At 71.5% G+C, this 10,461-nt stretch carries 10 protein-coding genes; all 10 read left to right on the top strand.

Going from position 1 to position 10,461, the window contains the following annotated elements:
- The first annotated feature begins 354 nt into the window (after positions 1 to 354).
- Positions 355 to 2,994 carry a FimV/HubP family polar landmark protein gene (locus DER72_RS16640; protein WP_146209078.1) on the top strand — a complete coding sequence of 880 codons (2,640 nt, stop codon included), beginning with the start codon at positions 355 to 357 and terminating at the stop codon, positions 2,992 to 2,994.
- A gap of 6 nt (positions 2,995 to 3,000) precedes the next feature.
- Positions 3,001 to 3,918, top strand: a complete 918-nt coding sequence (truA, locus tag DER72_RS15470; RefSeq protein WP_110070834.1) for a tRNA pseudouridine(38-40) synthase TruA — start codon at positions 3,001 to 3,003, stop codon at positions 3,916 to 3,918.
- Positions 3,915 to 4,553 (top strand): phosphoribosylanthranilate isomerase, encoded by a 639-nt coding sequence (locus DER72_RS15475; RefSeq protein ID WP_110070835.1) that lies wholly within the window; start codon positions 3,915 to 3,917, stop codon positions 4,551 to 4,553. Before truA ends, DER72_RS15475 begins: the two co-directional genes overlap by 4 nt.
- Positions 4,554 to 4,619: 66 nt before the next feature.
- Positions 4,620 to 5,834 carry a tryptophan synthase subunit beta gene (trpB, locus tag DER72_RS15480; protein WP_181395691.1) on the top strand — a complete coding sequence of 405 codons (1,215 nt, stop codon included), beginning with the start codon at positions 4,620 to 4,622 and terminating at the stop codon, positions 5,832 to 5,834.
- Between the two features lie 8 nt (positions 5,835 to 5,842).
- A complete protein-coding gene (gene trpA, locus DER72_RS15485; protein ID WP_110070841.1) occupies positions 5,843 to 6,658 on the top strand; it encodes a tryptophan synthase subunit alpha in 816 nt (271 codons plus the stop codon).
- 71 nt (positions 6,659 to 6,729) lie between these two features.
- Positions 6,730 to 7,746 carry an acetyl-CoA carboxylase, carboxyltransferase subunit beta gene (accD, locus tag DER72_RS15490; protein ID WP_110070837.1) on the top strand — a complete coding sequence of 339 codons (1,017 nt, stop codon included), beginning with the start codon at positions 6,730 to 6,732 and terminating at the stop codon, positions 7,744 to 7,746.
- Between the two features lie 4 nt (positions 7,747 to 7,750).
- On the top strand, positions 7,751 to 9,022 hold the full coding sequence (gene folC / locus DER72_RS15495) for a bifunctional tetrahydrofolate synthase/dihydrofolate synthase (protein WP_110070838.1): 1,272 nt from the start codon (positions 7,751 to 7,753) through the stop codon (positions 9,020 to 9,022).
- On the top strand, positions 9,019 to 9,729 hold the full coding sequence (locus DER72_RS15500) for an SPOR domain-containing protein (protein ID WP_110070839.1): 711 nt from the start codon (positions 9,019 to 9,021) through the stop codon (positions 9,727 to 9,729). Before folC ends, DER72_RS15500 begins: the two co-directional genes overlap by 4 nt.
- Position 9,730: 1 nt before the next feature.
- Positions 9,731 to 10,288, top strand: a complete 558-nt coding sequence (locus tag DER72_RS15505) for a CvpA family protein (RefSeq protein WP_110070840.1) — start codon at positions 9,731 to 9,733, stop codon at positions 10,286 to 10,288.
- 101 nt (positions 10,289 to 10,389) lie between these two features.
- On the top strand, positions 10,390 to 10,461 hold a 72-nt coding region (locus tag DER72_RS16695; RefSeq protein WP_146209079.1), incomplete at its 3' end, for a helix-turn-helix domain-containing protein.

Below are 10,461 nucleotides of genomic sequence, written 5' to 3' on the forward strand. Positions count from 1 at the left end.
CGCCGAGGCCGGGGGGGGGCGGCGGAGCCGCCAAGGCGCCTCCAGAAGCCCCTGCGCGAGCAGGAGGCGCCGCCGGCCCCCCGGCGGCGGTCGGCCGGGGGGCCGGTGCCGGCGGGGCGCCACTTGCGGGGGCGCCCCGCTTTGCTGTGGAGGGCATGGGCTGTGGAGGGTATGGGGCGTTGATTCGCGAGGCGTGGGTCAATGGCTTACGTTGAAGGGATGACGCCTGGCATGACCCCGCTCAGGCGTTTCGGGGCGGCAAATATGGTACACAGGTACCCTATCGACACAACAACATGGCATCGGTGCCGCGGCCTGGCCGCCTGGTACTGCCGACGGACGCAAGGGACCTCCATGAAACGCAAGCTGACACTCGCCATGCTGCTTTCGCTTTCCGCTGCCAGCCCCCTGGCCATGGCACTGGGGTTGGGGGAGGCGGAGGTGCGCTCCACGCTGAATGCACCGCTGCGCGCCACCCTGCCGCTTACCGATGCCGCGGATATCCCGCCCGGGCTGCTCAATGTCTCGGTGGCGGACGAGCGGGCCTTCGCGGCGGCGGGCCTGCCACGTACGCCCCTGGCGGCAAGCGTCAGGCTGGCGGTGGAGCAGCGCCAGGGGCGTCTGGTGGTGGAGCTGACCACCGAGCGGCCGGTCCGCGAGCCCTGGCTGGACCTGCTGCTGCGCTTCGACTGGCCGGGCGGCCAGCAGTTGCGCGAGGTCACCCTGCTGCTCGACCCCCCGGACTACGACCAGATGCCGGCCCTGGTGGTGGGCAGCCGGCGCGTGGCGGCGCCTGTTGTCTCGATGCCGCCGGTCGCTGCCCCCTCGGCGCAGGCTCAGGCGCCGGCGGCGCGTCCTGCCGCGGCCTCCGCTGTCAGCGGTGACCCGACCTGGGTGCGCAGCGGCGATACCCTGTGGGCCGTGGCGGGGCGCCTGCGACCAGACAGCGGCATCAGCATGAACCAGATGATGGTGGCCCTGGTGGAGGCGAACCCCGAGGTATTCCCCTCCGGCAACATCAATGCCATGCGCGCCGGCTTCAGCCTGGTGGTGCCGAGTCGCGAGCGGATTGTCGCACGTTCCAGCGCCGAGGCGGATCGCATCGTCGCCGAGATGACCCGGGCCTGGGCCAACCGCGGAGGCGGTGCGCCGGCGCGTGTCGCGCTGGGCGGGGCGACCTCCGGCGAGCCCGTGGCAGTGGCCGCGGCAACGGCTTCCCCGCCGCTGGAGGCCGCCCCTGCCGTTGAGCCGCCAGCCGACGCTGCCGAGCCGGCGGCCGAGGTCGTGCAGCCCGCCGAGGAGCAGGCCTCGGCGGCGTCAGCAGAAGAGCCCGAGACGCCGCGACTCACCCTGCTCACCGATGCCCAGCTGGCGGCCGAGGGGAGTGCTCCTGGCGAAGCGAGTGAAGGTGGCGAGGATGAAGCGGCCGGCGAGGCGCCCTCCGAGGAGGCCGGGGATGGCGTCACCGAGGCCGGTGAGGCATCGGGTGCTCCCCAGGTCAGGGTCGACCCCGACCTGCTGGCCGCCCTCTATGGCGATGGCGAGCTGAGCAGTGACGAGCGCCTGCTGCGCCTGGAGAGCCAGTGGCTCGAGCGGCGCGACGCCCTCGAGGCGGTGCAGGGCGAGCGGGACCAGTTGCAGGAGGAGCTCTCGGAGATGCGCGATGAGCTGGCTATCCTGCGTGAGCAGCTGGCGGCGCTGACCGCCGGCGGTGCCGGGGTCGATGGCCCCGGCGCCGGCGGCATCGCGCCCCCCGGCGCCACCCCAGAGGAGCGCCCCTGGTGGGGGGCGATCTACCAGGGCGAGCTCGACCGCAACCTGATGCTGGGCGGTGCCGGCCTGGTCGCGCTGCTGGCGCTGTGGCTGGCGGTGCGTCGCCATCGCCGCCAGGAGGGAACGCCTGCCGTGGTGGGTGCCGGCCCGGTGCGGGTGACCCTACCGGGCGCCCCGACCCTGGGGCAGCCTGAGGCCGCAGGCCCTGCCGCGGCCCCGCCCGCCGCCCCCTCGGTGCAGGGTTCGCTGCCCCAGGCCGAGGCGATCAGCGAGGCCGATATCTTCATCGCCTACGGGCGCTATGACCAGGCGCAAGAGCTGCTCGAGGCCAGTCTGGCCCGGGAGCCGGAGCGCGACGACCTGCGCCTCAAGCTGCTCAATATCCATCTGGAACAGGGCAACCGCGACGAGGCCGAGCGTGAGGCTGCCCGGCTGCGCGAGGGCGGCAATCCCGCCGTGTGCGACGAGGTGGAGCGCCTGCTCGCGCGCCACGGCCTGCCCCCGGCCGCCGCCGTTGGTGCCGCTGCCGATGGTGCCGCCGCCGATGGTGCCGCCGCCGATGGTGCCGCCGGTGCCGCTGCGGAGCGCGCGGTGTTCGACCGCCCCGCCGAGCGTGCTCCGCGGGTCTTCGACGCGGCCGGCGAGGAGGAGGAGGGCGGCGCATCAGGAGAAGCGGCGGATGAGCACACTGCCTCGGCCCAGGCGGCCCCGGATGCCGACGCCTACCGTCGTCCGGCGTCCCTGGGGGCGCCGGTGGCAACCGAGGAGCATGAGCCCCGGGTCGAGCCCGACCCCGAGCCTGAGCTTCCATCCGAGCCCGAGCCGCTTCAGGTCACCACCCGGCGCCTCGAGGAGGGCGGCGAGATCATCGACTACCGCCCCCCGGCGCTGGATCCCTCGCCGGCGCCCAGGCAGGAGACGCCCATGCAGCCGGGCATCGACTTCACCCCGGTGAAGGGCGGGGAAAGCCCCCCGGACTCCGCTGGCGACGACGAGCTCCCCCAGGAGTGGGAGGTGGAGGAGGTTTCCTTCCCGCCTCTCGAGGCGGATAATGGCGGCTTTTCACCTGGCGCCGCCCCGGAGCGTCTGGCCGAGGCCCAGCGCCTGGTCGATGCCGGCGAGGCCGGTCGCGCCCGAGAGCTGCTCGCCGAGCTGGCCGAGAGCGACGACCCCGCCATCCGCGACGAGGCCCGCGCGCTGCTTGGCCGACTGGACCCCTGATTCCGCATGACCCTCTTTCAGCTTCTCGATGATCGCACCCCCCTGGCCGGACGCCTGGCCATGGGGGTCGAGTATGACGGCAGCGCTTACTGCGGCTGGCAATACCTCAAGCATTCGCCCTCCGTGCAGGGGGCGCTGGAGCAGGCCCTGGGCCGGGTGGCCGGCCAGCCGATCCGCATTCATGCCAGCGGGCGCACCGACTCCGGCGTGCATGCCACGCGCCAGGTCATCCACTTCGACCCGCCGGTGCCGCGCTCCCAGAAGGCCTGGGTGTTCGGCGTCAATGCCAACCTGCCGCGGGACATTGCCGTGCGTTGGGTCACCGAGGTGCCTGACGACTTCCACGCCCGTTTCAAGGCCCTGGCGCGCCGCTACCGCTACATCCTGCTCAACCAGCCGAGCCGCCCGGTGCTGGAGCGCGCCAACGTCACCTGGTGCCGCGACCCCCTGGACGCCGACGCCATGCACCGCGCCGCCCAGGCGCTGGTGGGCGAGCACGATTTCTCCAGTTTCCGGGCCGCCGGCTGCCAGTCGAAGACCCCCTGGCGCCATCTGCACTTCATCGAGGTGCACCGCCACGGCCCGCTGGTGGTGGTGGACGTCCAGGGCAATGCCTTCCTGCACCACATGATCCGCAACATCGTCGGCGCCCTGGTCACCGTGGGGCGCGGCGAGCGCGGCGAGGAGTACCTGGCCGAGTTGATGGCCCTCAAGGACCGCACCCTGGCCGACGTCACCGCGCCGGCCTGCGGCCTGCACTTCGTGGATTCCCTCTACGACGAGAGCTGGGGCCTGCCCAGAGAGCCGCTGGGGCCCAACCTGCTCGCCTTCCTCGGCGAGTGGACCGGCGAGCGGCCGCTGCCCGACTGCCCCATGGTGGAGTTCCGCCGCGGCCGGCCGGTGGCGGCCGGGGAGGCGCCATGATGCAGCGCACACGGGTGAAGCTGTGCGGCCTGACCCGGCCCGAGGACGTCGATGCCGCCGTGGCGGCCGGTGCCGACGCGCTCGGCTTCGTGCTCTGGCCCGGCAGCAAGCGTGCCGTGGACGAGGTGCTTCTCGCCGCGCTCGCCGCACGGGTGCCGGCCTTCGTCACCCGGGTGGGGCTCTTCGTCGATCAGGACCCCGAGCTGATCGAGCGCTGTGCGGAGCACCTCGACCTGCTGCAGTTCCACGGCGACGAGCCGCCGGCCTTCTGCGAGGCCTTCCGACGCCCCTGGATCAAGGCGCTGCGCATGCGCGACGGCCTCGATCTGCATGCCGCCGCCGAAGCCTATTGCGGGGCGCGGGCGCTGCTGCTCGACGCCTACCGCCCCGGGGTTCCGGGCGGTACCGGCGAGACCTTCGACTGGTCGCGAATCCCCGCAGGGCTGGCAAAACCTGTTATCCTCGCCGGAGGCCTCGCTGCCGACAATGTGGCCGAGGCCATCGCCACCGTGGCGCCCTTCGCGGTGGACGTCTCCGGCGGTGTCGAGGCCGCGCCCGGCATCAAGGATGCCGGGCGCATGGCGGCCTTCATGGCCGCGGCGGGCGAGGGCGATGCCCGGCGCCGTGCCGGCTGAGCGCCCCTCGCTTCGGCCACCGATTTCAATCCCCAAGCCCTTCTGGCGACCTGTGAGGTGTCTTTCGTGAGCAAGTTCAGTGACCTGACCCGACTGCCGGATGCCCGCGGCCACTTTGGCCCCTACGGCGGACGGTTCGTCTCGGAGACCCTGAGCTTCGCCCTGGATGAGCTGGAGAAGACCTATCTGAGTCTTCGCGATGATCCGGATTTCCAGGCGGAATTCGACTATGACCTGGCCCACTACGTGGGTCGTCCTTCACCGCTCTACCATGCGGAGCGTTGGTCGAAGCAGCTTGGCGGTGCCCAGATCTGGCTCAAGCGCGAGGACCTCAACCACACCGGCGCCCACAAGGTGAACAACACCATCGGCCAGGCGCTGCTGGCCAAGAAGAGCGGCAAGCCCCGGGTGATCGCCGAGACCGGCGCCGGCCAGCACGGCGTGGCCAGCGCCACCGTGGCGGCCCGCCTGGGGCTTGCGTGCGACGTCTACATGGGCGCCGAGGACATCCAGCGCCAGAAGCTAAACGTCTACCGCATGCGCCTCTTGGGTGCCAACGTCATCTCGGTGGAGTCCGGCACCCGCACCCTCAAGGACGCCATGAATGAGGCGCTGCGCGACTGGGTCACCAACGTCGACGACACCTTCTACATCATCGGAACCGTCGCCGGCCCGCATCCCTATCCGATGCTGGTGCGCGACTTCAACGCCGTGGTGGGTCGCGAGGCGCGCCGCCAATCCTTCGAGGAGTTCGGGAAGCTGCCCGATGCCCTGGTCGCCTGCGTCGGCGGCGGCTCCAACGCCATGGGGCTCTTCTACCCCTTCGTCGAAGATGACGAGGTGGCGATGTACGGCGTCGAGGCCGGTGGCGACGGCGTCGAGACCGGTCGCCACGCCGCACCGCTCTCCTCCGGCGCACCCCGCGGCGTGCTCCACGGCAACCGCACCTACCTGATGTCCGACGAGGGTGGCCAGGTCTCCGACACCCACTCCATCTCGGCGGGCCTCGACTACCCCGGCGTCGGCCCCGAGCACGCCCTGTGGAAGGACGTGGGCCGGGTCAACTACGTGGCCGCCAACGACGATGAGGTGCTCGCCGCCTTCCGCGAGCTGACCCGCGTCGAGGGGATCATGCCGGCCCTGGAGTCCGCCCACGCCCTGGCCTACGCCAAGGTGCTGGCGCCCACCATGCGCCCCGACCAGAACATCGTCGTCAACCTCTCGGGCCGCGGCGACAAGGACATCCTGACCGTCGCCAAGCTCGACGGCATCGAGATCTGAGGGACATGATGAACCGTATCGACCAACGCTTCGCCGAGCTCAAGGCCCAGGGCCGTCGCGCGCTGATTCCCTTCATCACCGCCGGCGACCCGGCGCCCCAGTACACCGTGGGCTTCATGCACGCCCTGGTGGAGGCGGGCGCCGACGTGATCGAGCTGGGCGTGCCCTTCTCCGATCCCATGGCCGACGGTCCGGTGATCCAGAAGGCCTGCGAGCGGGCGCTCAAGCACGGCGTGCGCCTCTCCCACCTGTTCGAGATGGTGCGCGAGTTCCGCCAGACCGACACCGCCACCCCGGTGGTGCTGATGGGCTACCTGAACCCCATGGAGCGCATTGGCCTTGCCGCCTTCGCCGAGCAGGCCGCGGCGGCTGGCGTCGACGGCGTGCTGACCGTGGACATGCCCCCGGAGGAGGGCGAGGAGCTCGGCCCCCTGCTCAAGTCCCACGGGCTCGCCTCGATCTTCCTCGTCGCCCCTACCACTTCCGGTGCCCGGGCCGCTACAATATGCGCCCACGGCGAAGGCTATCTCTACTATGTCTCGCTCAAGGGCGTGACCGGCTCTGCCAGCCTGGATGCCGCCGACGTGGCCGACCACCTGGCCCCGCTGCGCGAACAGACCGACCTGCCGCTGTGCGTCGGCTTCGGCATTCGCGACGGCGCCTCGGCCGCCGAGGTGGGGCGCGTGGCCGACGGCGTGATCGTCGGCTCGGCGCTGGTCAGTCGCATCGGCGAGAATGCCGAGCGTCCCGAGGTGATCGCCGGCGAGCTCAAGGCGGTGCTTGGCGAGATGCGCCAGGCCCTGGATGCCATGAGCGCAAGCTGAGCGACCTTCGCTGCAGGCTTCGATCCACGCGCCCGGCGAGCGGGCGCCGACCACATAACGGAACCCTTCTGATGAGCTGGCTAGACAAGATCGTGCCCTCCATCGGGCGTATCCAGCGCAAGGATCGCCGCGCCAGTGTGCCGGACGGTCTGTGGCGCAAGTGTCCCAAGTGCGAGGCGGTGCTCTACCTGCCCGAACTCGACAAGCACCATAACGTCTGCCCCAAGTGTGACCACCACCTGCGGCTCACCGCGCGCAAGCGCCTCGACTGGTTCCTCGACCGCGAGGGCCGCGAGGAGATTGCCGCCGAGGTGGAGCCCGTCGATCGCCTCAAGTTCCGCGACACCAAGAAGTACAAGGACCGCCTGACGGCGGCCCAGAAGGAGACCGGCGAGAAGGATGCCCTGGTCGCCATGCGCGGGCGCCTCGACGGCCTGCCGGTGGTGGTGGTGGCCTTCGAGTTTGGCTTCATGGGCGGCTCCATGGGCGCCGTGGTGGGCGAGAAGTTCGTGCGCGCCGCTACCCTGGCCCACGACGAGCGCATTCCGCTGATCTGCTTCTCCGCCTCCGGCGGGGCGCGCATGCAGGAGGCGCTCTTCTCGCTGATGCAGATGGCCAAGACCTCCGCCGCCCTGGAGAGGCTCAAGCAGGCCGGCGTGCCCTACATCTCGGTGCTCACCGACCCGGTGTTCGGCGGTGTCTCGGCGTCACTGGCCATGCTGGGCGACCTCAACGTGGCCGAGCCCAACGCCCTGATCGGCTTCGCCGGCCCGCGCGTCATCGAGCAGACCGTGCGTGAGAAGCTGCCCGAAGGCTTCCAGCGCAGCGAGTTCCTGCTCGACCACGGCGCCGTCGACATGATCGTGCATCGCGGTGAGATGCGCGACCGCCTGGGGGCGGTGCTGCGCAAGCTGACCCACCAGCCCGCCCTGGGGCTTCCCGAGCTGCCTGCCGACGAACCCGGCCTGGTGGGCGCCGCCGAGCAGGCCGAAGCCCAGGAGAGCGCCGAGCCGGCGGAGAGTGCGCCCGGCGCCGACGAAGCGACGCCTCCGCCCGGCGATGACGCCCGGGACGACGGCCGTCGCTGAGCCGATGAGCAACGTGGCACTTCCCACCACGCTCGCCGCCTGGCTGGCCCGGTTGGAGGCCGCCCATCCCGTGGGCATCGACCTCGGCCTCGATCGCGTGGCCGAGGTCGCCCGCCGCATGGGGTTTTTGGCGCGCCCCATCGCAGGCCGGGTGATCACCGTGGCCGGCACCAACGGCAAGGGCTCCACCGTGGCCATGCTGGAGGCGCTCGCCCGGGCCCACGGCCTTTCCACCGCCGCCTATACCTCCCCTCACCTGATCCGCTACAACGAGCGCCTGCGCCTCGACGGCCAGGAGGCCTCTGATGCCATCCTGATGGCGGGCTTCGCCGCCGTCGAGGCGGCGCGGCTGGATGGCGAGCCGGTCAGCCTCACCTACTTCGAGGTCGGCACCCTCGGCGCGCTCTGGGCTATGGCCCAGCGCCCGGTGGACATCGCCCTGCTCGAGGTGGGGCTCGGCGGGCGCCTGGATGCGGTCAACATCATCGACCCCGACGTCGCGGTGGTGACCACCGTGGCCCAGGATCATGCCGCCTTCCTGGGCACCGATCTTGAGCAGATCGGCCGCGAGAAGGCCGGCATCCTGCGCCCCGGGCGCCCCGCGGTGCTCGGCAGTCGTGAGCTGCCGGCCAGCGTGCGCCAGGTGGCCGCCGAGCTCGGTGCCCCGGTCTTTGCCCTGGGCGATGACTTCTGGTGGGACGATGGCCTCCCCGACCCCGGCCTGCCCCTGGACAACGCTGCCACGGCGCTGAAGGCCCTGGAGCTTGCCGGGGTGGCCCTCGATCCGGCGGCCTGCCGCCGGGCGCTGACCGAGGTGCGCCTGCCCGGCCGCATGCAGTGGCTGGGGCAGTGGTGCCTCGACGTGGGTCACAACCCCCATGCCGCTCGCTACCTGGCCGAGCGCCTGGCGGCCGTGCCCTGTGCGGGACGCACCTGGGCTCTGCTGGGGATGCTCGCCGACAAGGATGCCGACGGCGTGATCGCCGCGCTCGCCCCGGCGGTGGATGGCTGGGTCACCGCGAGCCTGGCCGGCGAGCGGGCGCGCCGCGCCGACGACCTGGCCGAGCGGCTGGCCGGGCAGGGCGCCGCGGTGGTACACCGTGGCGGCTCGCCGCGCGAGGCCGCGGCCTGGCTGGCCGAGCGGCTGGCACCGGAGGATCGCGTGCTGGTGTGCGGCTCCTTCTTCACCGTGGGCGAGGTGCTCGAGTGGCTGGCGCAGCGCACCTCGGCGGGTCAGACTGATCAGGACACAGGCGGCAGCGAGGAAGCCCGATGAAATATGGATGGCCTGAGCGCATCAGCGGTGCGGTGATTCTGATTGCCCTGGCGGTGATCTTCGTGCCCTTGCTGTTCAGCGAGCCGGCCCCCCGCAGCGAGCGGCCCCAGCCGGTGCTGACCATCGAGCAGCCCATCGAGGTACCGCGCACCGAGGTGCCGGAGCCCCGGCCCCCGTCGAGCCTCGGCGAGTTCGGTGGGCCCATGGCGATGCCCGAAGAGGATGAGGCGCTGCGCGACGATGCCCTCGTCGAGGAGGTCGCCGAGATCGCCGAGGAGGCCGCCGAGCAGCTGGCCCGGGCCGAGGCGCCCGCCGAGGTGATGGCGCCGCCCGTCGTTGATGCGACGCCGAGCCCCCGGGCCGAGCCCGCGCCGTCGCCGGCCCCGGACCCCATCGCCGAGCTGGCCAGGGCCGCCGACCAGCGCCTGGCCGAGAGCCGCAGCCAGTCTGCCGGCACGCCGGCTCCCGCCGCCTCCGGCGGCGAGTGGGCGGTCCAGGTGGGCAGCTTCGGCGAGCCGGCCAACGCCGAGCGGCTGCTCCAGCAGCTGCGCGAGCAGGGCTTCCCGGCCTACAGCCAGCCCCGCGACAACAACCTGACCACGGTCTATGCAGGCCCCTATCGCACTTCCGAGGAGGGCGAGCGGGCCATGAACGAGCTCAAGTCCCGGACCAACCACCAGGGCCTGCTGGTGCGGGCGAGGAACTGAGATGGCGCTGACCTGGCTGGACTGGCTCTTCATCGCCTTGCTGACGGTCACGGCGGTGACCGGCTTTCTGCGCGGGCTGATCCGCGAGGCCCTGGGCCTGGCCGCCTGGATCATCGCGCTGCTCGCCGCCCGGGTGCTGGCCCAGCCGGTGGCGGATCTGCTCGCCGGGTTGATCGACAACGCCGACGGCCGCCTGGTGCTGGCCTTCGTGCTGGTGATCTTCGGCGTGGTGCTGCTCTGCGGCATCGTCATCCGCCTGGTTCATGCCGCGGTGGAGTGGGTGGGCATGGGCCTCTTCAACCGGGTGATGGGGGCCGCCTTCGGCGCCGCCAAGGGCGCGGCGATCCTGGTGCTGGCCACCATCGTCATCGGTCTGACCCCGCTGGCTCATCTCGAGGCGTGGCGGGAGGCCGAGCTGCGCCCCCTCTTCGAGCAGCTGCGCGACTGGGCGGTCAGCCAGTTCGAGGCCTGGGAGGGGCGGCTGCCCGAGACCCCGGGTTCCCTCGGCGAGATTTCCCTTCCCGGGCGCGGCGAGGCCGCCGATCGGGGCAACCCCTGACCAAAAAGCGCGACAAGCCTCGGCACTTCAGGCCGAGGAAGGATAGCGCGGGCGCCGCAGGCGCCCTATACTACTGGCTATAAATATAGCTTCGGGTCACTATGCAACGCCTCCAAGCCTTCAAATACGAACTGATGCCCAACGGCGAGCAGGTGCGGAAAATGCGCCAGTTT

The sequence above is a fragment of the Halomonas sp. A11-A genome (genome assembly GCF_003182195.1).
GTDB lineage: Bacteria > Pseudomonadota > Gammaproteobacteria > Pseudomonadales > Halomonadaceae > Halomonas > Halomonas alkalicola.

Bases quoted from the DNA above. Each gene is read 5' to 3' on its own strand.
- DER72_RS16640 (WP_146209078.1), top strand. From the start codon at position 355: ATGAAACGCAAGCTGACACTCGCCATGCTGCTTTCGCTTTCCGCTGCC.
- truA (WP_110070834.1), top strand. From the start codon at position 3,001: ATGACCCTCTTTCAGCTTCTCGATGATCGCACCCCCCTGGCCGGACGC.
- DER72_RS15475 (WP_110070835.1), top strand. From the start codon at position 3,915: ATGATGCAGCGCACACGGGTGAAGCTGTGCGGCCTGACCCGGCCCGAG.
- trpA (WP_110070841.1), top strand. From the start codon at position 5,843: ATGAACCGTATCGACCAACGCTTCGCCGAGCTCAAGGCCCAGGGCCGT.
- accD (WP_110070837.1), top strand. From the start codon at position 6,730: ATGAGCTGGCTAGACAAGATCGTGCCCTCCATCGGGCGTATCCAGCGC.
- folC (WP_110070838.1), top strand. From the start codon at position 7,751: ATGAGCAACGTGGCACTTCCCACCACGCTCGCCGCCTGGCTGGCCCGG.
- DER72_RS15500 (WP_110070839.1), top strand. From the start codon at position 9,019: ATGAAATATGGATGGCCTGAGCGCATCAGCGGTGCGGTGATTCTGATT.
- DER72_RS15505 (WP_110070840.1), top strand. From the start codon at position 9,731: ATGGCGCTGACCTGGCTGGACTGGCTCTTCATCGCCTTGCTGACGGTC.